General features: G+C 46.1%; 20 protein-coding genes and 4 pseudogenes. 15 read left to right on the top strand and 9 right to left on the bottom strand.

The window, feature by feature from the left end; translation table 11 throughout:
- Positions 1–37: 37 nt before the first annotated feature.
- The 6 genes from OCY70_RS18090 (at position 38) to tnpB (ending at position 5,073) form a co-directional block, all read left to right on the top strand.
- Positions 38–934 carry a LysR family transcriptional regulator gene (locus OCY70_RS18090; protein ID WP_213430071.1) on the top strand — a complete coding sequence of 299 codons (897 nt, stop codon included), beginning with the start codon at positions 38–40 and terminating at the stop codon, positions 932–934.
- Positions 935–1,267: 333 nt separating this feature from the next.
- Positions 1,268–2,785, top strand: coding sequence for a thiol-activated cytolysin family protein (locus OCY70_RS18085; RefSeq protein WP_213430070.1), 1,518 nt, complete (start codon positions 1,268–1,270; stop codon positions 2,783–2,785).
- Between the two features lie 126 nt (positions 2,786–2,911).
- Positions 2,912–3,427: a DUF6597 domain-containing transcriptional factor gene (locus tag OCY70_RS36205; RefSeq protein WP_373871505.1), complete on the top strand. Its 516-nt coding sequence runs from the start codon at positions 2,912–2,914 to the stop codon at positions 3,425–3,427.
- 326 nt (positions 3,428–3,753) lie between these two features.
- Entirely contained in the window at positions 3,754–4,032 is a 279-nt protein-coding gene (locus tag OCY70_RS18080) for an ArsR/SmtB family transcription factor (protein WP_213430069.1), read from the top strand.
- Between the two features lie 107 nt (positions 4,033–4,139).
- On the top strand, positions 4,140–4,523 hold the full coding sequence (locus OCY70_RS18075) for a VOC family protein (RefSeq protein ID WP_213430068.1): 384 nt from the start codon (positions 4,140–4,142) through the stop codon (positions 4,521–4,523).
- A 328-nt stretch (positions 4,524–4,851) separates the two neighbouring features.
- Positions 4,852–5,073 carry an IS66 family insertion sequence element accessory protein TnpB gene (gene tnpB / locus OCY70_RS36200; protein WP_119794009.1) on the top strand — a complete coding sequence of 74 codons (222 nt, stop codon included), beginning with the start codon at positions 4,852–4,854 and terminating at the stop codon, positions 5,071–5,073.
- A gap of 16 nt (positions 5,074–5,089) precedes the next feature.
- Here the strand turns inward: tnpB and OCY70_RS18070 are convergent, their stop codons facing one another.
- Positions 5,090–5,536, bottom strand: coding sequence for a hypothetical protein (locus tag OCY70_RS18070; protein WP_213430088.1), 447 nt, complete (start codon positions 5,534–5,536; stop codon positions 5,090–5,092).
- A gap of 26 nt (positions 5,537–5,562) precedes the next feature.
- On the opposite strand from OCY70_RS18070, the pseudogene OCY70_RS18065 reads away from it, so the two are divergent.
- Positions 5,563–6,325 (top strand): annotated as a pseudogene (locus tag OCY70_RS18065) (IS5 family transposase).
- Between the two features lie 275 nt (positions 6,326–6,600).
- Entirely contained in the window at positions 6,601–7,386 is a 786-nt protein-coding gene (locus OCY70_RS18060) for a transposase (RefSeq protein WP_213427250.1), read from the top strand.
- Between the two features lie 477 nt (positions 7,387–7,863).
- Here the strand turns inward: OCY70_RS18060 and OCY70_RS18055 are convergent, their stop codons facing one another.
- The 3 genes and pseudogenes from OCY70_RS18055 to OCY70_RS18045 form a co-directional block, all read right to left on the bottom strand.
- Positions 7,864–8,322 (bottom strand): cupin domain-containing protein, encoded by a 459-nt coding sequence (locus tag OCY70_RS18055; protein WP_213427251.1) that lies wholly within the window; start codon positions 8,320–8,322, stop codon positions 7,864–7,866.
- Between the two features lie 146 nt (positions 8,323–8,468).
- A pseudogene (locus OCY70_RS35785) lies at positions 8,469–8,522 on the bottom strand (hypothetical protein); the annotation flags it as partial.
- Positions 8,523–9,538: 1,016 nt separating this feature from the next.
- A complete protein-coding gene (locus OCY70_RS18045; protein ID WP_213427252.1) occupies positions 9,539–10,282 on the bottom strand; it encodes a YheC/YheD family protein in 744 nt (247 codons plus the stop codon).
- 443 nt (positions 10,283–10,725) lie between these two features.
- Between OCY70_RS18045 and OCY70_RS18040 the strand changes: the two genes are divergently transcribed.
- A complete protein-coding gene (locus tag OCY70_RS18040) occupies positions 10,726–11,988 on the top strand; it encodes a GDSL-type esterase/lipase family protein (RefSeq protein ID WP_213427253.1) in 1,263 nt (420 codons plus the stop codon).
- 323 nt (positions 11,989–12,311) lie between these two features.
- Here the strand turns inward: OCY70_RS18040 and OCY70_RS18035 are convergent, their stop codons facing one another.
- From OCY70_RS18035 to OCY70_RS18020, 4 genes and pseudogenes are all read right to left on the bottom strand, one after another.
- On the bottom strand, positions 12,312–12,695 hold the full coding sequence (locus tag OCY70_RS18035; RefSeq protein ID WP_213427254.1) for a VOC family protein: 384 nt from the start codon (positions 12,693–12,695) through the stop codon (positions 12,312–12,314).
- 429 nt (positions 12,696–13,124) lie between these two features.
- Positions 13,125–13,589: a maleylpyruvate isomerase N-terminal domain-containing protein gene (locus OCY70_RS18030; protein ID WP_213427255.1), complete on the bottom strand. Its 465-nt coding sequence runs from the start codon at positions 13,587–13,589 to the stop codon at positions 13,125–13,127.
- A gap of 376 nt (positions 13,590–13,965) precedes the next feature.
- A pseudogene (locus tag OCY70_RS18025) lies at positions 13,966–14,274 on the bottom strand (23S rRNA (adenine(2503)-C(8))-methyltransferase ClbB); the annotation flags it as partial.
- 942 nt (positions 14,275–15,216) lie between these two features.
- Positions 15,217–16,746 (bottom strand): glycosyltransferase, encoded by a 1,530-nt coding sequence (locus tag OCY70_RS18020; protein ID WP_213427256.1) that lies wholly within the window; start codon positions 16,744–16,746, stop codon positions 15,217–15,219.
- Between the two features lie 220 nt (positions 16,747–16,966).
- Here OCY70_RS18020 and OCY70_RS18015 point away from each other — a divergent pair, with 220 nt between their 5' ends.
- The 4 genes and pseudogenes from OCY70_RS18015 to OCY70_RS18000 all read left to right on the top strand — a co-directional run bounded on the left by OCY70_RS18015 (position 16,967) and on the right by OCY70_RS18000 (position 20,494).
- Positions 16,967–17,833 carry a glycosyltransferase family 2 protein gene (locus OCY70_RS18015; RefSeq protein WP_213427257.1) on the top strand — a complete coding sequence of 289 codons (867 nt, stop codon included), beginning with the start codon at positions 16,967–16,969 and terminating at the stop codon, positions 17,831–17,833.
- A 114-nt stretch (positions 17,834–17,947) separates the two neighbouring features.
- Positions 17,948–19,098, top strand: a pseudogene (locus OCY70_RS18010) (DegT/DnrJ/EryC1/StrS family aminotransferase).
- Entirely contained in the window at positions 19,095–19,736 is a 642-nt protein-coding gene (locus OCY70_RS18005) for an acetyltransferase (protein ID WP_213427258.1), read from the top strand. The pseudogene OCY70_RS18010 and the gene OCY70_RS18005 overlap by 4 nt, the downstream one beginning before the upstream one ends.
- A gap of 17 nt (positions 19,737–19,753) precedes the next feature.
- Positions 19,754–20,494: a methyltransferase domain-containing protein gene (locus OCY70_RS18000; protein WP_213427259.1), complete on the top strand. Its 741-nt coding sequence runs from the start codon at positions 19,754–19,756 to the stop codon at positions 20,492–20,494.
- 553 nt (positions 20,495–21,047) lie between these two features.
- Here OCY70_RS18000 and OCY70_RS17995 read toward each other — a convergent pair.
- Positions 21,048–21,281 carry a hypothetical protein gene (locus OCY70_RS17995; RefSeq protein WP_213427260.1) on the bottom strand — a complete coding sequence of 78 codons (234 nt, stop codon included), beginning with the start codon at positions 21,279–21,281 and terminating at the stop codon, positions 21,048–21,050.
- A gap of 641 nt (positions 21,282–21,922) precedes the next feature.
- Between OCY70_RS17995 and OCY70_RS17990 the strand changes: the two genes are divergently transcribed.
- Positions 21,923–22,327: a hypothetical protein gene (locus OCY70_RS17990; RefSeq protein ID WP_213427261.1), complete on the top strand. Its 405-nt coding sequence runs from the start codon at positions 21,923–21,925 to the stop codon at positions 22,325–22,327.
- A gap of 252 nt (positions 22,328–22,579) precedes the next feature.
- Positions 22,580–23,215 (top strand): hypothetical protein, encoded by a 636-nt coding sequence (locus tag OCY70_RS17985; protein ID WP_261945076.1) that lies wholly within the window; start codon positions 22,580–22,582, stop codon positions 23,213–23,215.
- Position 23,216 lies beyond the last annotated feature (1 nt).

Below are 23,216 nucleotides of genomic sequence, written 5' to 3'. Positions count from 1 at the left end.
TACCGCTTTGCCTATAGGGGAAGGAGATCCGGATCAGATGGATATTCGACAGCTTCATTATTTTACCGAAGTGGCCAAACATAAAAATTTTACAAAAGCTTCGCAGGTCCTGTTTGTTTCTCAGCCATCCATCAGCAAGATGATCAAAAGCCTCGAAGACGAACTGGGAGTTACTTTGCTTGATCGTTCCGAGAGGGAGGTTGTGCTCACGGATACAGGAAAGCTGGTAAATGAAAAGGCTTTAACCATTTTGCAGCTGCTGGAGGAGTTATCTTCTTCTGTTAATGAGCTGGTTCAAGTGCAACGAGGAAAGGTGAAGATGGGAATCATGCCTACCATCGGCGCATTGCTATTCCCCAAAATTATTGCCGGCTTCAAGAAGAGATATCCGAGGATTGAGATTCAAATGGCAGAATACAGCGCGAAGCAGGTAGAGACGCAGATGGAGCAAGGAAATATCGATTTTGGGGTCACGGTGCTGCCGGTGAACACTCGGCTGTATGGAACGGTTTCCTTGTTAACTGAAGAGCTGGTTGTCATTGTAAGCAGTCACCATTGGCTTGTCGGAAGAAAATCCGTCAGTTTGGTTGAATTAAAGAATGAGCCGTTTATTCTGTTCACCAAGGAATTCGCCCTTCATGACGTCGTTCGGCAAGCTTGCTTGCAGGCCGGGTTCGAACCCGAGGTAGCTCATATGACCTCCCTGTGGGATATCTGTTGCGAGATGGTGGCGTCTCAATTGGGAATTTCATTGATCCCCCGATCGATGGCGAACCGTCTGCATCATCTTGCCGTTTATCCCGTTTCGATTTCCCATCCGGAGATTGCTTGGGAGTTGGCGCTTATTTATCCCCGGGATAAATACCTTTCTTATGCATCCCGTGAGTTTATTGCCTATATCCAGGCCAATCCGCCGAATCAGCCGGGATTATGAACCGCGCCTGGTTCTATCATGAATGAGAATCCCGGCATATGGAATTGGCGGAATTGGATGGATTACTAGGCAAATTTCCATTTCTCACATGTAAAAATGGAAATTTGCAATCCATTCAGTCTTCGTCTTTTTGGAAATATCATGTTTCATTTACGATTAAAAAATTATTCGGAAAGCCCGAGAATAGGCATAATTACGCCATCTTAACCAGCCTCAAAAACATTATAACTAGTGTTATAAAAGTTACGGGGCTTTGTAATTTTTCTAGAAGTCTCATAATATTATACCAAAATACCGATACAATTTTTACATAAATAAAGGAGGAGATCTTATATGAGGATATTAAAACAGAGGCAAACAAAACGCGGGAAAGGAGTAAAAGTGCTTGCAAGTCTATTAATCAGTTTAAATGTGTTCACTTATTCAAGTATTTCCTACGCTGCAGCAAACGAACTTAATGACATTGATGCCGGGATCGCAAGCCTGAATTATGATCGTAATGAAGTTTTGGCCGTAAAAGGCGATCAAATCAGTAGTTATGTTCCCAAAGAAGGCATCCATTCCAGTGATAAATTTATCGTGGTTGAACGGGAGAAAAAATCGCTCACAACCTCGCCCGTAGATATTTCAATTATTGATTCGATCACGAATCGTACTTATCCGGGCGCAATACAGCTTGCAAACCAGGATTTTGCGGATAATCAGCCTAGTCTGGTTCTGGCCGCGAGAAAACCATTAGATATTACCATTGATTTACCCGGGTTGAAGGATGAAAATACAATTACCGTTCAAAATCCAACTTACAGCAGTGTTTCCAGTGCCGTTGATAAACTCGTGTCGACTTGGAGCGAGAAGTATTCCGACACGCATACCCTGCCTGCGAGATTACAGTACGCAGAATCCATGGTTTACAGCCAAAATCAAATTGCCACTGAACTGAATGTGAATTCTAAAGTGCTTAGCGGCACGCTCGGAATCGACTTTAAAGCGGTCGCAAGCGGGGAGAAAAAAGTGATGGTAGCCGCTTATAAGCAAATCTTTTATACCGTAAGCGCAGCGCTTCCTAACAATCCGTCGGACTTGTTTGATGACAGTGTGACATTTGCTGAATTAGTCCGTAAAGGGGTAAGTAATGAGGCTCCGCCGCTGATGGTATCTAACGTAGCTTATGGCAGAACCATTTACGTGAAATTGGAGACGACCTCAAAGAGCAATGATGTACAAACCGCATTTAAATTATTGCTCAACAATCCGAGCATACAAGCTAGCGGACAGTACAAAGATATTTATGAAAACAGTTCGTTTACGGCTGTCGTATTAGGCGGCGATGCCCAAACCCATAACCAGGTCGTCACGAAAGACTTCAATGTCATCCAAGATGTAATCAAGGACAATGCAGAATTTAGCAGCAAGAATCCAGGTTACCCTATTTCCTATACAAGTGTCTTCTTGAAAGACAATTCCATTGCTGCGGTTCACAACAATACAGACTATATCGAGACGAAAACGACCGAATATACGAAAGGTAAAATAACGCTTGATCATAGCGGTGCATATGTAGCTCAGTTTGAAGTGTCTTGGGACGAGTTTACCTTTGATGAAAATGGAAAAGAAATCATTACTCATAAAAACTGGGAAGGAAATTGGCAAGATAAAACAGCGCATTTCTCGACAGAGATTCCACTTCCGCCTAATGCCAAGAACATAAAAATTTTTGCAAGAGAATGCACAGGTCTTGCCTGGGAATGGTGGAGAACAATTTTAGATGAACCTAACGTTCCGTTAACCAGCAATATAAAAGTTTCGATTTGGGGTACAACGTTAAATCCGTCAGCATCCATTAGTCACTAGTCATATCTGAAAATCTTCCCATTGATTTGGGGAGATTTTCTTTTTGATAATTGAATTTCATTACTGGATGAATAGCAAACAAAACGAAACCTGTATTCTGGATATGGAGAATTTGCAAAAGGGAGGATGCGGCTTTCCTTGCATCATTGCGAGAACGTTCCAGCCGTAAAGGCAACCATGGTATTCCAAACCTATATTCCTCATAAGCCGTTGTCAACGTTTATTGACTATTTGTGGTTCTACTCAGGTTACAACCCTCCGGGAGCCAAGGAACTAAATCTTCCGGAAGCTGCGGTCGATCTTATTATCGATCTCTGTGAAGACAAATTCCGAATACATAATCGACACCGACATGACATGAAATTTCACCCTATCGTCGTTTGCGGTCCCCAGTCTGATTATTTCGTGACGCAAAACTCGAACAAGCGGGTCATGATGGGCGCACATTTCAGATGCGGTGGTGCTGGCGCCTTTCTTAGAGTCCTTCCCATGAAGTGTATAATTTGCATATGTCTTTGCATGACTTGTGGGGCGCGGTCGCCAGCGAGTTGCGTGATGAACTATTATACGCTTCATCCATCCCTCAACGATTTCGCATTCTCGAGAAATATTTGCTCGCCCTTTCGCCTCAGCATTAATTAAAGTTGTCAGCCCCAAAAACTATATTTTCGATGCATAAAATATAAAAGGGTGGGGGCACTTACGTAAATTTCAGTTGATCTTGGAGGTTATAGTTAGCGGGTGACTTGTAAAGTAACTAATGGACGAGAAACATATTTACTTTGAGTTATACGCTGCATGAATATTTTAATTGACCGTCTTCTCAGGAAGGCGGTTTTCTTATGCCTAAAATTGTAACATTGAGTCCGAACTAACTTGTTAAGATTGCAAGATACGGTTTCTTTATTACGCAACTATACAGTTGCTTATGCTTGACATGCAACCGTATGGTTGCTTATACTCGCTATATGAATTGGGACAAAGACGCTATATTCAAAGCACTTGGCGACTCGACTCGGCGGCTTATATTAGATGAACTATCCGAACGCAACGAGCTGACGTTGTATGAACTTACGGTACGTCTCATTATGAAGCACGACCTTTCCATTTCGCGACAAGCGATAGCTAAACATCTTTCTGCATTGGAAGATGCAGGACTCGTAATATCAAAACGAAAGGGAAAATATCGAGTCGTTATATTCAACAACGAACCACTTAAAAATTTGCTGAAAGGTTGGATAGAGTAATTTTATAAAATCGGAACAGACTATGACGAATGTGTCGATTGTTTTGCTTGCAGCCAGATTGTTAGCACAGCACCATGCGTCACAATATCAAAGGAGGCAAAAACAGTATGAAAATCATTGTTACCAGTATATTCGTACAAGATCAAGACAAGGCACTGGAGTTTTATTCAGAAAAGCTGGGGTTTGTAAAAAAGGAGGACGTTCCTGTCGGAGAATTTAGGTGGATAACGCTTGTTTCTCCCGATGATCAAGACGGTACCGAGCTTTTGCTCGAACCGAATGACCATCCTGCCGCAAAGGAGTATCAAAAGAAGATATTTGCCGATGGCATCCCAGCAACAATGTTCGGCGTTGCAGATATTCGCAAAGAGTACAAACGATTAATGGAAAAAGGCGTAAAGTTTACTATGGAACCGACAGAAATGGGCAAAGTCACAATAGCTGTCTTCGACGATACATGCGGCAACCTTATTCAGATAGTGCAGAAGTAACTTCATGACGAAGTTTGAAGCGCTATTTTTGCGCTTCATGGATGGCTAACGGGGGCGTTAGTTTGAGATTAGCTAATAGAGCTAAAATCGCAGCTCCCGTTATTTCAGACCATACTGTTTCACAAAACCCGTATTTTGTACATATGTCAGTCGGTTGAATTTATCTCTATTCTACTTTGTACAGTGACACAAAGTTCCCCTTTTTATTTTGGTCTAAATTCGAAGCAACCGAGTCCCTTCAGATCCAAGTCGGCATTGCCCGGATCGACGTTCGTCCCGGTTTTGAACCCGGACTGCTTCGTGACGTTGTTGCCGCCCTTACGCCGTTATGCTGAATTTCACCGCTGCTTCACCTGTTTATCTTGCTTGCGGCGCAACAGACATGCGCAAATCGATCGACGGACTGGCCGCGATTGTACAGGAACAATTTGAGCTCAATCCGTTTTCCTCGGCCCTGTTCGTGTTTTGTAACCGCTTACGGATATTCTGGTTTTCCCGGAAACTTCGCCTATCCAAGAATATAATAAGGTCTACTCCATTAGATGAGTAGACCTTATTACATATATCTATAAGTATTTGAGTAATTGAAGGATTTCTTTTTTAAATTCTGCACTTGATGATTTTAATAGGGACGGGACCTCTAAAAAGTGCACAATAAGAGCTCTACTAACTTTGTAAGAGTAGTCTTTTTTATCTCCTGTAAGTAGATCCACGATATCTCTTTTTAATGAATTACTAACTTTCCCCCATAAAAATTCCGATTCTTCCAGGTGTTTATCAATGAATATTTTAACATGATTAATAAAGGGATCATCTTTATGCTGGATAGTAACCCGTAACTGAGTAATCGTTATTTCTTCTGCTTTAAGTGATTGGTTCACATTAACCTGGTTCTTATTTTCAGCGGCACTTACACTCGTTGCGAAGACACCAAGACTACTAAATCCAATTACACTTGCTAACGCAATTCCTGTACATTTTTTCACTAGGGCGTGTATGCAAACTATCAAAATAGCCAAATATCTGGTAAACTTATCCTATGAGAAGACGATATGAGATACGAGATGACCAATGGGAACGACTCAAAGACCTTTTGCCACCGGAACGGAAACCACAGGGTGGACGTCCGGCAATCGACAACCGAAAAATGTTCAATGCCATGCTTTGGGTGATTCGTTCTGGTGCGCCTTGGCGAGACTTGCCAGAATATTATGGCTCCTAGAGCAGTGTCTACAGCCGTTTCCGCCGCTGGGAGAAAGCAGGCATCTTTGATCGAATGCTAGACGTTCTGGCTGCCGATCCCGATGACGAAAGCGTTATGCTCGATGCTTCATCGTTCGTGTTCACCAACACGGCGCAGGGGCAAAAGGGGGCAGCAATTCGAAGCCATCGGACGATCACGCGGAGGCTTAACCAGCAAGATTCATGCCGTTGTAGACGGCCTTGGCAATCCGTTGCGCTTCGAAGTAACCGCAGGCAACATCAATGATTGCGTAACGGGTTATGAGATCTTGCAAACCCTAGACAGACAAGGGAAACAGGTTTTGGCGGATCGCGGATACGATACCGATAAAATCATTGCACTTTTGGAAGAGAAACGGGCCCATTCCGTCATTCCCAGTAAGAAGAATCGCACGATCCAACGTACAACCGACTGGTGGTTGTATAAAGAGCGTCATCTGGTCGAATGCCTATTCAACAAACTCAAACATAATCGTCGGCTGGCAACTCGCTACGATAAATTGGCCTGTACTTTTGTTGCCTTCATAAAGCTGGCCTCTTCCATGATCTGGTTGGCTTAAGGTTTGCATACACGCTCTAGCGATTTTGGTCTTTTTGTTTTCAAAACTATCCCTCCCAATTTGGATGTAATCCTTCTTTCAGGTAAATCATACCACGAAATAAAATAGGAGGAATATATAATATGTTACGATATTGTAAAGATTGGAACATTGAAGTATCCCTGAATCCGTGAAACAAAAAACTGAAAAGGTTAGAAAAAAAAGCCCCCGGTGAAGTAAACTAACGAAAAGGGAAGAATTCCCGTATGTCTTGAATTCACCTGGGAGGTGCACACATGAACCCTATACGTTTTCAACTCGATCAGTCCGTGGAGTGGCTCACCGCTCACTCCGGTTTGGCTCTCATTGGCCTGCTTCTTTCTCATACTCGAATTGCCACACGTCTCATTCGGTACTCTCTGCCCGGTGCACAGCACCCTACCGTCACTCACCCGGATGTGGTCCTGGCTTATCTTGGATTGCTGTGCCAGGGGAAAAGCGATTTCGACCAGATCGAGCCCTTTCGGGAGGACCGGTTTTTCGCGAAATCCTTAGGCCTGAAACATGTCCCGTCCTCTCCCACTCTTCGGCAGCGGCTGGATTTAGCCGCCGCCCACAGCTACGATTGGCAGACGATTCTGCTCGAAGAGTCGGCGGACTTGCTGCATGCTCTGAACGCACCGCTGACCCCTGTTCAGGTCACACTCCCTGAAGGGAAAACGTTGTCCTGGCTCCCCCTGGACCTGGACGTCTCGCCGTTCGACAATAGTCATACCCGGAAAGAAGGTGTGTCCCTGACGTACAAAAAGGTGGACGGCTATGCGCCGTTTTTTGCCTATCTAGGGCAGGAAGGCTATGGCATCAACGTCAATCTGCGCGAAGGCAGCATGCATGTGCAAAAAGAAGCGGCAGCGTTTCTATCGCACAGTCTGGACTATGCCCGCCGAATCATACGTTTCTTTTCAAGTAACATCCCTCTCTCTAAATTGAGTTATCTTTCTTTCAAAATTCGGTGGGTTATTTTTAAAAACTATGTACTCAGTATCATTACGGGAAGTATGTTATACGGTTTCATACGTTAATAAGTACTATTTCTAAACTTTGAGTAGAACGACCGTCGTGAACTCAAAGGAGATTTGCATTTTTTGGTTTTACTCTACCAAACTAAGACTCATGACAATCGGTACAAGTTCTTGTCTCGAGCAAAGGACAAGAACTTGATCCTTTAAATTAAAAAAACCGCGCGGGGCGCAGTTTCTTAAAGGACTATGTTCTTGTACTGTGACAACATTTTGATTGAAGTATTTATTACTCGCTTAAATTAACCAACCAAAAAACTTTTGTAAATTGTGGTTCTGATATACTGACACTTCTTTTAAAGCTAATGCTTAGTTTACTGACTGTAAAAAACCATTCAAAGATGGCGCACACATAACGAAGATCAGCGGATTATTCTGCACATACGTATACCGATTCAAACTCAGCGAGTTTGTCAGTTCCCCTTCATACGTATACTCCGATATAAACCGCTTTTCCTCCGGCGAGTAGAAATTAGAATGTTACGCTTGTTCTGCCCAGTTAGCCGGATATGTTACATAGATAAATCGTGCATATTCTGGCACAGAAAATTGAATCTTACTTCCTTTTGGAATCAGGATCACTTCTCCTGGACCAGCCGACACCTTTGTACCATCAATGATAACATCCAGATGTCCCTCAATCACATAATCAATTTCATCATAGTTAAGTGTCCAGTCAAAGGTTGTTTCTTTCATCTCCATGATACCGCAGCCAAGTCTTGGACTTTCCTTTAGCGAAAAAAGATCTTTACAATAGACGATATCATTAGGGTTGCCTGTATTGAGACGATCCTCTTCTGTTACTTTCATATTTGGCACTTTAACAGAAGTAATCCCTCCAGGACCTCTATGAACGTTCTGTTCAATAGCATCAGCCCCTACTTTTTCCATGATGATTTTACGAACCATCTCTTCAATCATCTTTTTATCGATACTCATGGGTATCCTCCTCTACTTCTTAGATTCAGTTTTTTGGAAGCATTTTACTTGCAATGAGCATAGCAACCATTACAGCTCTGATCCACTTTTGAACATCGATTCTGTTCTCGGCTAAAAGGAGGTATGAAACAAACTTCACTACGCTATATGACTTCTTGCTCCGTAATCACAATACGCGGAACGGAAAACGATGACGCCATATTCTGGATATAAAGTTTGGATAGGACAAGTTGTGTTGATCTTCTGCCATTTCCTCATTTCCCATACCAGAAAATAAACATAAAGAGGCCTAAAGTTATATCGCTTCCTATCAAGCAGGAATGCTATAACCTTAAGCCTCTTTGCTTTAGTAGACTACGCCTTTGTAGTCCGCTATTCCATTTTAAACGTGAATGAAACTGTTGTTCCACACGCTGTAGATTCAAATTGCATGCTCCCTTTCATTTTATCCTCTAACTAGCTATTTACAATAGATAAACCCAAACTATTTTGTGAACATTCTTCAACGTTGATGCGAATAGATGCCATACCACAGCCATTTCTAGCGGGTAGCCTGGTGTCAATTTCCAAGCCAAAGGGTAACTTTGTATTTCGACAAGATATTGAGCGTATCTATCCAAAATATAATGTACTCTTACCTCAGTATTTTGGATATACGATTCTTGTCCCCATGCTTTAAGTATATCAATTTCAGCTTGTTCTTTGAAAATATGTGGTATGAGTTTCTGATTTAGGATCGCAAGGAAAATCCCTTTTCATATCCTGCCGTTCCATGCTGGTCTTGTATAACCCACTTAAGAGTACAGTATAAGCATTCGACCGCAATCCATTAAAAAAACATGTTTGTTCTAATTTTCTCTTACCGTGCGTTTTTCGTGTTTGGTTGGCTGTACCCCGACTAACAGGGCTGCATTGGTACATTTATCGCTCATAAAAAGAACTCTCCAGAAGCGGAGGGTTCTTGCAAGTTTATCCATTTGTTCGCGGGTGGTGGCTACGCTGGTACTACCCCTATATGTGTGGAGGAAAAGATGTAAATCAACTGATCCAAGAGCAAGGCATTGATGTGGTTGTTGATTACGAGCTGTTGCTACACATACTGATTGTTGAATATATACGATTCCCAATGATTTAAGATTTCTCCAAACTCGTACGCGTAATGTGGATGGCTCAGCTGGTTGGAAAATGTAGACACCAATTTGGATACACGAACTTTTCAGCTATTTGCTTCTGTCTGCTTCTTTGCACGAAGATATCTTCGGTATTGCACGGGATCGAACTTGTTTAATCCGTGAAAGCTAGGTCTCGTGTTAGCCTCGATAAACCATACCTTTCCTTTCTTGTCGATCCCCATATCCAATCCGACGATTCGAAGGGGGAAACGAGAACCCAATTTACGTGCGATTTTGTAGGAAACACTGCTTAACTCTTTCAGAACTGTGGGTACGTTTAGCTGTTGGTCGGCTCCTCGAAGGACTTCCTTTATCTTTGCATCGCGAGCTCCTTTTGCCACATTCGTGACGATGGAATTGGATCTAGGCGCGACTTTGGCGCTCATCCAGGTAAGCAACCACTGGTTGGAGGGTTTCTGCAGCACAATCCGCAGATCAAAAGGTTTCTTTCGATAGGTCGCTAGTGGAATCCCTTGCTGGATAATGTACTTTTTTCCGCGGTGCATTCTCTTTGCTGCTTCGGATGCGATTTTTGTATTGGGGTACTTTTTGGAGGATGCCTTGAATGAAACCAGGCTTTCGGAGTTATTAAGCCTCTTGACCCGGATAATCCCCGTTCCTGAGGAACCTTTATCGGGTTTGATATATATTACAGGGAAGGATTTGAGCATCTTGGCAAGAGTCGCAGCATGATACCAATGGGTTTCCGGAACGTGACGAGATAGGACGTGATCCTGTGACAAGGGCTTTCCTTTTAGCATTTTGCTATTGATGAATTTATGTTTCATGTACTCACCTCCATCCTACATTATTCTAGCCCTTTTATCTGGATAACGGCTTATATCCATTCTGGTTTAATATTACGCGGATCATAATCTATACATGTTCTTGTCCTTCGACAATACGATGTGTCACATTTTATAAATGTAAAATGGTGGCAGCGCAACTTCCATCGTCTAACCCATCCTGAATTCTCGTCTTTAAATTGGCTTCAATCCTTAGCGCTTTAATATGGTTATACATGCATGAAGCATCTCAGGATTTTTGAGAACCACAATGTTCAAAACTCCCTTGAACCTCGTCGACATTTGATACAACATTTCCCCGCGTGTGCGTCAAACCGAACTTCGTCCCGTCCCGCAAATGTGCCTCATCCATTGATCTCATCTGCACCCGATATTGATTTCTCTATTCTATGATATGGGTAACTTGCGCAAAAAGGAGTAATTGTATGAAAATGGTACAACGATGGGTGAGCATTTTTCTGTCCGCGGCGATACTATCGACCCTCGTCGCCTGCAGCACGGCCGACGACAAGGGTCAGACTCAGCTCGCTGGGACGCAGGCGCCCGCGGGCAGCGTCCAGGAATTGTTCGGCAGCAGCTTGTTCGTAGGCGACTCCATTATCGGCGGACTGACGAACGATGACCAACTGCCTGAAGCGAACGTTATGGGAGGATTGGGCGCAACAGTCCAATCTACGCTGGACAACGTCGAAGAGATCAAGATCCGCAAGCCGTCTTATGTGTTCCTGTCAATGGGGCAAAACGATCTCGCTGAACCGCTGGAGGAAGCGAAAAAGACGTTCCTACAGCAATATAGCCGGCTGGTCGATCGTATAAAGGAACTGCTGCCGGCGACGCGCGTCTACGTGCTGTCGATTACGCCGGTAGATGCCGCATCGCCGGTCGGTGCGTTCAGGAACCCGCAGATTGAAACGTTCAACGCAGCCCTGCAGAAGATGGCAATAGAGAAGGGAGTATACTACATCGATCTTGCCCCCATTTTCCGGCAGCATAAGATTCAATACGATGAAGACGGCTCTCATTTCACGAACGCATTCTACCCAATCCTGCTGGGATATTTGAAGGAGTGGACGGATCTGGCCCATCAGCCGCGCGGTCCGGCGGTCACCGATTCGAACGAAGCCTACAAAGCAGCGTTCAGGGACAGTGTTTTCCTGGGGGATTCCATCCTGGGGGCGTTATCGTATCTGAACAAACTGGATCCGGCGAATGTCATCGCCCCGAGCGGCGCGACGCTCGATCTCGCCCTCCTGAACGTCGAGAAACTCGCCATCCAGGCGCCGGAGCATGTATTCATTCTGCTGGGCAGCAATGACATTCGGTTCTCGAACAAGCAGGAATTCGTGGAGCGGTATCGCCAACTGATCGGCAGCATCCGGAACAAGCTGCCGAAGGCCAAGCTCCACATCTTGTCGATCCCGGCAGTCGCCGAGGAAGCCCAGAAGCTAGAGCCTCGGTATGCGAACATTACGGACTTCAACCAAGCGCTTGAACAGTTGGCCGATGAAGTCAACGTCGAATACGTGGACTTGTCACCCCTCTTCGCGGCCAACAAAATCCATTACGCGGACAACGGCGTTCACTTCAAGCCGGATTTCTATCCCCTGCTCCTGGACTACTTGAAAGGGCTTGTAAAGCAGGGAGATGGCCGGTTAGTTGGCAAGCGTCAAACCGCCCCCACCTTTTAACTAGTGTAAGAGTTTGGCGGATCCATAGCTGGGATGGTCGCTCGAATAAATTTCGGGATTCATTATTTATGAATTGCTGAATCATCACTTTGCAGTCGTGCTGAGGTTCTTCCTTAGCTTTTTTATGACCCTAAAACAGGGGTTTCCTTAATGGTTTAGTAAGTTAAAACCCTGATTTTTCTACATTAAGCAGAAGAATCAGGGTTTTATATTGCCTTCTTGTTTTCAGATTTTCAATTTCTAAATGCTGTAATCTCACACTAACGCCCCCCCGTTAGCCATCCATGAAGTGCAAAAACCAGCGCTTCAAACTTCGTCATCAATTACTTCTGCACTATCTGAATTAGGTTGCCGCATGTATCGTCGAAGACAGCTATTGTGACCTTGCCCATTTCTGTCGGTTCCATAGTGAATTTTACGTCTTTTTCCATTAATCGTTTGTACTCTTTGCGAATATCTGCAACGCCAAACATTGTTACTGGGATGCCTTCGGCAAATAGCTTCTTTTGATACTCCTTTGCGGCTGGATGGTCATTCGGTTCAAGTAAAAGCTCGGTACCCTCTTGATCATCGGGAGAAACAAGCGTTATCCACCTAAATTTCCCCATGGGGACGTCCTCCTTTTTTAGAAACCCCAGTTTTTCTGAATAAAACTCCAGTGCCTTGTCTTGATTTTGTACGAATATACTGGTAACAATGATTTTCATACTGTTTTTGCCTCCTTTGATATTTATGACGATGGTACTGACAGGGTTGCTTCCAGTAAACAGCTCCCCTAACCCATGTGATGAGTTTTCGCCAAGAAGAACAATCCGCTTGTCCTTTCTAGGTCGGTCAATTCGCAGTCAAAGTCAACCTGCTGTACATCATTCCGGATAGAAATTGCTGAACTCGGCTATTATTCTGTGTAATGATTAGGGAGTGGTTCTTTTCCCAAGGCTCCAAATAACGTGAACTTGTGAAAATTCCGCTTGATAACAACAGAATGGCAAAAACTGTAACCGTCAAAGTTATTATACCCGCCTGGGGATATAAAATAAAAAACCGCGATTTACGCGGTATGAAATGTCTTTATGCTTTTGTCATCCGGGAACACGAGAAAACTGCCCAATAAGAAGACGCTGATTGACCTTATTTTATCGAACCGTTTGAAGATATTTTCTTATTTGTTCTTCGTGGTACTTGTCATGGTTAATAAACATTTCTTGCAAAAAAGTTTCCAGCGTATACGCGCTCTTATGGAATTGTCTGACGAATGCTGATTCAGACACCATATTGAGTTTTACTGTCAGTTGTTTGCGTTGGGAGATTGCTTCCTGTAGTAAATCTTGCAGTTTCATTTTTCTGCCGAAAGCCACGGATGCTTCATTAAAGGCCTGTACATCGTGATGTTCTTCCAGTTTTGCTTCTTCATTGTTTATAACCTGAGTGAGTGTCTTGCTAAAGTTTTTGTCCCAACCCATAATATGACTAATAATGTCCCGAATCGACCATGTACCAACTATTGGTGTGCATAGAACATCATCAGAGTAAGGGATTAAATTAGAAACAAAAACTGTAAATCTTTCTAAGTCCTGAGAGACCTCCGCAATCGTTGCCACATTACATTCCTCCAAATGATGGTTTTGAAAATCGGACAAGCCTTTTCATTGCTTCAAATCTAAGGAAAAATCAATCAAGATGGCGGATCGATTATAGCACGTATGTTCGCAAAAATCCATCGACCCGCAGGTTACCGTATGCCTTGCGAGCTTCAAATCGGTCTGCTGAGGGCCCTTAAGGATACCTCTTTTTAAAAGAGTATATCGATTGACCATTCATTGCGAGATCCCTTAAAGTTACTGCACAATTTTGTATGAATTTTTTATTGCGCCTCTTAACATAGCAGAAAACGGCTGCCTTCTTCACGGCAACCGTTTCTCTTAGCTGTCGCAAATGCATTGCAGCAGGCATTGTATGTTAAATTTCAAACGTCGACTATTCAGTTCGGTATAACTGACCGCATGCCGCATTAATGTCTGATCCGAATTGAGTTCGGACCGTAACGTTCACACCATTTATTTTCAATGTCCGAACGAACATTTTGATCCTTTCGGGGTCAGATGGCAAGTAGCTTTGAGGCGTCACTTCTGCCGAATTGTAGGGAATTAGGTTCACGTGGTAAAGATGTTCCCAAGATCCCCTTCCCCTCAACAGGGCGGCAACCGCTTTCGCATGCTCCGTCGAATCGTTGCACCCTCGAAGAAGAATATACTCAATATACACCTTTCTTCCCGTATTAGGTATCACCGATTAAAACAACTTCGTTCTAAGTCAAAATATTTTCTTTGGTTTGCAATCTCTCCATGCACCATCCTTCTTCTATGGACTGAAATGACAACCACCTTGTTTAACATTGATACGTCACTCCTCTTATCTTTTTCTACTTTGTAATTTGCCAGAAAATGCCAATGACCTTGACTAAAGTATGAACCCCCCCTTAGTTAAACAAAGACCTTGGAATGGCCTACTGGCTATTCCAAGGTCTGATGAGTTTAATCCAACAATCAACGGACTTCACAATGAACTCCATCAAGGATGGTGATCAACTTGCCATCTGATAAGAGACAACATTGTCTTCCTACTTCGATTGATTTTTTCTTTTATTCATGTAGTGCTTAATTAAATCCATAAGAGCAACCATAATCAACACAAAAACAGATTGCCAAAAAGGTTTAATATAGTCTGCTTTATCGTAGATATAGAAGTAAGCTACTACAAAGTTAGCTATGAAAAAAATGAAATATACCAACATTTAATCATCTCGTCTCAGAAAAACTGAAAAAGACCTTTCAGTGGAGGTGATGAATGATTTGCCTTTGTTACAGCTTCAGGCGTTATTTGCTTTAACATCAATTTACCATCTACAATTTAAAAATCGATGTTGTTTTTCTCTCGGATGCTTATAATTCTTTCATAAGGCGCAGGTGGAGCTTCTGTGCTGATCTGTGGAATATCTGGACTTGCTCATACGGCTCTTCGTTTGCTAATGATCCGGTGATCTAGTTCATTTGTGCGTACGACTTCTTAAAGTTCTTCAAAAGTGAGGTAATATATATTTTATGAAGAACGATTCTTCTGTCCTTTTTCTCGCCATAAAAATACACCCCTTAGAAATCATCGGAGTAACCACGGGTTTTATCCAATGTCCATTCTAAGGGGTGTGCTTCATTTATGCTGCCCGGTCTTTTAAGGCATCACAACCACTTTCTCTTTACAGGATGCACAGTACTTCGCATACTGGATACAAGTCTCTAATGAATCGTCCGGCTCCATCGGCCACCAGCGGATCGCTCCCGCAGGCGCTTGCGAAGCGAAAAACTCCACTTCCTTGGGGATACGGCCCACAACGATAACCTCGATGTTCTTAAAGCCCGACTTCATCCCCCTTTGGAAGGTCTTTCTTAATTGAGTATGCTCCGTTTCCGGATGAGAATAAGGAATCGGGAACAATATCGAAACTCGGGAAGTGTCTTCATGAATGACATGAGCCGTTTTGCGGGCGGGATCGTATACGGAGGTCTCCCATATACGGCTGTACGGCAGATGCTCCGGCAGATCCAGCTCGGTCAGCCTCGAATGAATTCTATCGTGGTAAACCCGTTCCAGTTCTCTGACCAAGATCTGAATCTGCTTATTTCTTAGAAAAGTGGTGTTGTTTCCTCTTTCGTTCCGATATTGGATATAGAGTAAATCGGGAATGGCCGCAAACTTGGAACATAGAAACGTCCGGATCAGCATGTCGTAATCGTCGGCCACCAGCAACTCCTCGCGATGACCCCCGACCAGATGATAACAATCCCGAGACCATGCGCGGGGATGATTCGGCAACCCGACCAAGTGGCGTACGGTATTGCCGTTGATCGTCGTATGCCTCTGCGCATTTTGCCAGCGGTTCATTTCACGCAGCCACACCCGATAAGATACGCTGTATCCAAAACCGCAATCCCAGCCGTACCAATGCGCATGAAGGTTCTCTGCGTACACCTCGGTGCAATCCCCGAAAACAAAGCCGCATTCGGGATTTTCCTGAAAAGCCCGAACGATTTTCTCCAGGCAATCGGGCATCAGATCGTCGTCATGATCCACCTCGACTAAGATTTCCCCTGTACAAAGACCTGCGGCATACCTTTTCAGCGCCCCAATATAGCCATTGCGGGAATCCTGGCGGTATCTGCGCACGCGAGGGTCTTTCAGAGGAAGCAAGTCATTCTTGTAAGTTTTCTCGTTATCTCCGGAATCGTCCACAATGACCCATTCCCAGTTCGGGTAGGTTTGATTTAATAGAGATCGATAAGGCCGTTGAATTCTTTCTTTTGACCTGTAGCTGGCCGTGAACACGGATATGAGAGGCGTATCGGAAGAAAAACGGGTAGGAGGAACGGCCTTGTTTTCAGGGAGAGGATCCGTCGCTCTGATCCAGCAATAAAACAATTTATGCGATTCGAGTTCATCCGGCGAATGGAAGTGCAGCCAACGTTTTTTTTCCTGAATAGGCAGCGATCTTAGAGTTGTAAAAGGTTCCCATTCATCTCCTATGGACACATAGACACGCGGCTTCCGGGGGCCGGCATCGACTAATGGATCATCAGGTCCATACATTTTCACGGTGATGTGGTTTTCTTTCAACCTCAAAATCGGTTCTTTCAATTTATCCTTCGAAATCTTGTCTGTCAAAAACAGATGAACCGTCAATAAAGGAATGAAGTCCGATGACAAGAGTTGATTCCCCTTTCTCAAATGTCGAACACAAGCTGGAGCCCAAGTGTCGATCCATTCTCTTCTTTCACATACGCAGTCTATTCCGCTGCTCTCCTATTTGTCCACCCAAAAGCCTTGTATAAGCCGCACAATTCGCTTGAGACCGCATAGTCTGAGAGGTAGAAATCCTATAATACAATGCGGGACACAACTCATTTTCAAGAAAGGTGGAGTTATCTTGGAATATCCGTTGGTTAGTGTCGTGATTCCTGCTTATAACCGGCCCCATACGCTAAAAATCGCCATCGACAGCGTACTTGAACAAACCTACCCGAATATCGAAATCGTCATTTGCGATGACAGCTCCAATAACGAAGTGCAACAAATGCTGGAAACAGCTTATCTGCCGTCTTACCCCCAGATCAAATACCATAAAAACGAGAAAAACCTTTTTCTTGAAAACTGGCACAAATGCTTCGACCTGGCCTCGGGGAAATATATCAATTACTTGATGGATGACGACGTATTTCATAAAGAAAAGATCTCCAAAATGCTTTACTTTTTTAACGAATTCGAAAACATCACGCTCGTCACGTCCTACCGGCAAACCATTAATGAATCGGGGAGCTTTCTTTCGCCTGTCGCCGCAACGGTCAGCCTCTACGAAGAGACAAGAGTGATGGATGGAAAAACGCTGGGTAACATCGCATTAACCCGCTGCTTAAATGTTATCGGCGAACCGACGACCGTATTGTTTAGAAAAGCGGACCTTACCGAACCGTTCGGGGTATACCGCGGGAAGCAATACTCGCTGATTAACGATATGGCTGCCTGGTTATCGCTCTTGTCCAAAGGAAAAGCGGTTTATATTTCGGAAGCGCTCAGCTACTTTCGATTACATGCCAGCCAAAACAACAGCACGCTTGGCTTTAAAGCGTTCAGCGAATGGCTCGATATCATGATCGCCTCCAGAGAAGAGGGTTTTCTGGAAACGGAGGAGTTGTACAAAACCGCCCTTCTTGCTTACCGCAAACGCGTCGAGGGATATCCGCAATTTGCAGAAGACATTCAGCGGATCGATACGATCTTGAATACGATAGAATGAGGACACGCGAAAATCGGAGAGCCAGGTATTCGCCGTTCCCCCCGTTCATGGGGTTCATACTCTAAGGTATACACATTGGTTGGAAAAAGGATTCCAGTGAGAAGGGGTTGCCTCATGTATGAAATTCCGTCTTGCGACCGAATTTAGTCAAAAAGGAGCGGTTGCTTTCTTATTTTGAAAAAATAGAAGCAAGCCGGATTTACTCCAATTACGGACCCTTAAATCATCTGTTTGAAACGCGCGTGATTGCCCGAATGTTCGGAGGCATCGGCGCAGCCGTGACGGTGCATAACGCTACTCTCGGGCTGATGCTGGCGATTTCGCAAAGCAAGCGGCCCCGGGGAAAATATGCGGTGATGCCCAGCTTTACTTTTGCAGCGACCCCTCTTGCCGCCGAGTGGTGCGGGCTTGAGCCATATTTTCTGGATATTGAACCGGACGATTGGCAAATGAACAGAGCGCAAGTGGCGGAAACGGTCGAGCGGCTGGGCGAGCAGATCGCGGTCGTCGTCCCTTACGCGACTTTCGGTTCGGCTATCGATTTATCCATATACGATAAACTGCTGCAGGAAGGAATTCCGGTCGTCATCGATGCGGCTGCCAGCTTTGGAACGACGGTTGCGGAGGATGTTGCGGAGGATGCCGCACAATTCGGCAAAGGCTTCGGTGGAGCCGTGGTGTTCAGCTTTCACGCGACCAAAACGTTTGGCGTCGGAGAAGGCGGGCTGGTGTATAGCGCGGACCAGGATCTCATTCAGCGAATCCGCCGGGCCGGCAACTTCGGCTTCTCCAGCTCCAGGGAATCCGTAATGTTAGGCTTAAACAGCAAAATATCGGAATATACCGCCGCTATCGCCTTGGCTACTCTTGAAGGGTTCCAGGCAGTACAGAAGAAAAGAAAAACGATCATTGGCTATTATCGCCGTGAACTGCAGCAGCAGGAATTAATGCAGCGGGGATGGTCTGTCCAAAAGATGCAAGGCCGGGTGCCCCTGCAATTTTTCTCTATGCTGAGCCCGGACCCTCCCGGCAACCGGGAAGTCATCCGGCGGTTAGCCTCCCATTCGATTGAAGCCCGGACTTACTTCTCCCCCGCATGCCATCAGCAGAAGCAGTTTCAAAGCTACCCCCATTCCGATCTTGAGGTGACGGAACGGATTGCAGACCGTATAATCAGTCTGCCCCTCTGGGAGGAAATGAATGAGGCCACCGTTGGGCGGATTGTGAAGGTGCTTGGAAGCATTACTGAGGGGAATGCCATATGAGAAAGATCATCATTTGGGGATCGGGCGGACACGCCCGCGAGGTCAACTGGCTTTGCGAAGAGCTGGGAGTGCGGGTGCTGGGGTTCCTGGACGAACGGCCTGAAATGAAAGGCCAACTGGTGAATGGAGTTCCCGTATTGGGAACGCTTGGTGATATCGAAGCAATGCGGCATGAGATCGAGATCGTTTGTGCAGGGGTCGGAGCCCCGGCATTAAAGAAGCGGTTCGCTTACGATACCATCCGGTCGGGATTCCGCATCGCAGAGCCGCTGATCCATCCGCGTGTCCGTTTGTCGAGGAGAAATATCGTGGGGCAAGGCAGCATGATCTGCGAAGGGGCCATCCTTACCGATAATATCCGGATCGGATGCCATGTGATCATCAATCGAAGCGCAAACATCAGTCATGATACGGTCATTGACGATTATGTCACCATCGCCCCGGGCGTGAATCTGGCGGGCAATGTGGCCGTAGGCGAAGGAGCCTACATCGGCATCGGCTCCTCGGTTCGGGAGAAATGCCGCATCGGCTGCTGGTCTATGATTGGCGGCGGAGCCTTTGTCAAAGCCGATATCCCTGACTTTACTATGGCTGCGGGGGTGCCAGCCGTCATTAAAAAACGGCTTGATACGAATTAGGAAAGGAGAAAAATCATTTGATTGACCATCTCAAATACCAGGGTCCTTACTATTGTCCTTATTGCAATAATACGATTGTACGATTTCGCCCGTGGCCGGATATTTACGATTTTCCCAAGTGCCAGTATGAAATGTGGAACAAGCAGACCGCCATGTGTCCCGTGTGCTCCTCTTTCGACAGGGAAAGGTTGTATAAATTCTATATTGAAAGAGAAACGGATTTGCTCGTAAGGCCGCAAAAATTACTGCATATTGCACCCGAGAAAAATTTAAGAGAATGGTTAAAAGGATATCCGAACATTTCCTATACATGCGGCGATTTAATGCCTCAGGATACGGAAATGGAACGGGTGGACTTAACGGCTATGCCTTACGCTGACGAAACATTCGATGCCGTTATTTGCAGCCATGTACTGGAACATATTACCAAAGATCGCAAAGCGATGGCGGAAATCTACCGCGTATTGAAACCGAACGGCTGGAGCATTCTGCAAGTGCCGATCGCTTTAAACTTCGAGGAGATTCTAGAGGACCCGGCGGTAACCTCACCGCAGGCAAGAAAAGAACACTTTGGCCAAGACGATCATGTACGCATTTATAATCGTAAAGGATTCGTTGCCCGATTGGAAGCGGCCGGGTTTCATGTCGTTCTTTTTAATTTGGCTGAAAAATACGGTGTCGAGGAAGCAAACCTGTACGGTTTGTCCGAGAAAGATACGCTGTATATCGGGACCAAGCAGACTGTTCCCGCACCATGAATCGACTGTCCCCCAAGTGCGATTAAAAGCAAAGAGCCCGGCTGCCGCTTGGGAGACGGCTTTTTTTTTGCGGGTGAACGGGCGAAGTCTTGGTTGCTTCCGGGAAGCCAAGTAATGGTGACAAGAGCCCCTTCCCGTAGCGGGACATCGAAGCCTTGATCGGGGGAATCGCCGGTAAACCATATCGCCGTGCGGATGCCCCTGACGCGCTAGAAATATAGGCGCATAGCCGGGCGGGATCTTTGGTTCCCAACCCGTCGGGCCGTCTTCTTCCCCCGTCATCCCCCCTCATCGTTCCGGCTAAATAAAGCTGTGCGGGTTGACGTCCCAACGGGCAACAAATTCATCGTAATTGCGGCGGATCGGCATCTTCCCCTGTTCCTCGCTTTCCTGGCCAAAGCTGGCGCTGCCGTATGGTATGCGAACGTATCTCCCCCGATTTTTAACTGAAATCCGGCCAATCTGGCCTAGTAGCAGTAATCGTCATCCTCAAAATGGCTTGGCGTAAACGGTTCGTCCATAAACCAGATCGACTCCATCAGCTCGCGTTTAATCAGAAAGTAAAATCCAACAACCTCGGTACGAATGGTGTCGGGAATAGCGAGTCGCTTCCCGCCACATCCTTGCGGTTTGTTACTCCGGAATGTCGGTTCAAGGCAACGCCCATCCCTTGCTCAACTGACTGGATGAACGGAATCAGCTCCCCCATTGACATGACCATGTCTCCGTCGAGGAACAGCACGATTTCCTCCCCAGGCTTCTTTGGTGAAGATGCTTTTGCAGACATTGTGACCGAGCGCTTCCCCAAACTGCTCCCTTCGTGCCAGCCTACTTTTCTCGTTAAAAACAGGTTACCCGGCAAATGAAGCTTTTACGGCCATTTCACAAATATACGATTTCACCTCTTCAAAAGCCGAGGCTCGCCACGCATTATCACATACTATATTTAATGGCTTCCCTATCTTAATTTTTTTTTTGAGAGTGGAGCTGAATCAGTATACGGAGGTGACATCCAGTTGGCCGAATCCGCATTTAGAGCTCGTGCGAGTGCAGATCAAATTATTACACAACCAGGACCGTTCAATTTATTCTTTCAAACCGTTGAGTATGATTTGAACGGCGAGTACAACCCAGCGACTTCTACCTTCGTCGCCAGCGAGGGTGGCGTGTATACGATAAGCGTCAGCCTTTTGCTTGTGGCGAACCCTCTTGTGGAATTCATTGTAGTCGTATTAGAAGGACCTAACAACTCAGGAAAGATATTAATCCGAAATACGGATCAACCTGATCTGCCTTTCACAGTAAACTTCACAGCTCAAATGAATTTCGCTCCGGGTGACAGTATGAGGGTATCTCTTGTACCCAACGCCGGAGTGGTTAGAGTAGTAGCCGATCCCATTTTTACTCATTTGGAGGCTGCACGGACAGATGGAGCAGTTGGGCCTCAAGGACCTCAAGGACCTCAAGGCGTCCAAGGGCCTCAAGGAGGAGGACCTCAGGGACCTCAGGGACCTCAAGGACAGCGCGGCGTTCAAGGCTTCCAAGGACCTCAAGGCACTCAAGGCGCTCAAGGACCTCAAGGACCTCAAGGACAGCGCGGCGTTCAAGGCTTCCAAGGGCCTCAAGGCACTCAAGGACCTCGGGGCGTTCAAGGCGCTCAAGGACCTCAAGGACCTCAAGGACAGCGCGGCGTTCAAGGCTTCCAAGGGCCTCAAGGCACTCAAGGACCTCGGGGCGTTCAAGGCGTTCAAGGGCCTCAAGGACCTCAAGGCGTTCAAGGACCTCAGGGCGACCAAGGACCTCAAGGACCTCAGGGCGAGCAAGGGCCACTAGGCGACCAAGGACCTCAAGGACCTCAGGGCGAGCAAGGGCCACTAGGCGACCAAGGACCTCAAGGACCTCAGGGCGAACAAGGGCCACAAGGCGACCAAGGACCTCAAGGACCTCAGGGCGAACAAGGGCCACAAGGCGACCAAGGACCTCAAGGACCTCAGGGCGAACAAGGGCCACAAGGCGACCAAGGACCTCAGGGCGACCAAGGACCTCAGGGCGACCAAGGACCTCAGGGCGACCAAGGGCCTCAGGGTGACCAAGGACCTCAGGGCGACCAAGGACCTCAAGGCGACCAGGGACCTCAAGGCGACCAAGGACCTCAAGGCGACCAAGGACCTCAGGGCGACCAAGGACCTCAGGGCGACCAAGGGCCTCAAGGCGACCAAGGACCTCAGGGCGACCAAGGACCTCAGGGCGACCAAGGGCCTCAGGGCGACCAAGGGCCTCAGGGTGACCAGGGACCTCAAGGCGACCAAGGACCACAAGGTGACCAGGGACCTCAAGGCGACCAGGGACCTCAAGGCGACCAAGGACCTCAAGGCGACCAAGGACCTCAAGGTGACCAAGGCGCTCAAGGACCTCAGGGCGACCAAGGACCTCAGGGCGACCAAGGACCACAAGGTGACCAAGGACCTCAAGGCGATCAGGGACCTCAAGGAGCAACTGGCGCTCAAGGGCCTCAGGGTGACCAAGGACCTCAGGGCGACCAAGGACCTCAAGGTACTCAAGGTCAGCAAGGACCTCAAGGGCCTCAAGGACCACAAGGGCTGCTTTAAGGCGAAACTGACGCGCTCGTGCCATAATGATCTTTATTTACAACAGATAAGTTCCGCCAATATAAACTGGCTGCCGAGGGCTTCTCTCGGCAGCTTCTTTTTTAACCTATAGC

This window comes from Paenibacillus melissococcoides (assembly GCA_944800085.1).
GTDB classification, from domain to species: domain Bacteria; phylum Bacillota; class Bacilli; order Paenibacillales; family Paenibacillaceae; genus Paenibacillus_B; species Paenibacillus_B melissococcoides.
Note: the sequence above shows the minus strand (reverse complement) of the source record. Positions and strands in the feature narration are given on the sequence as shown.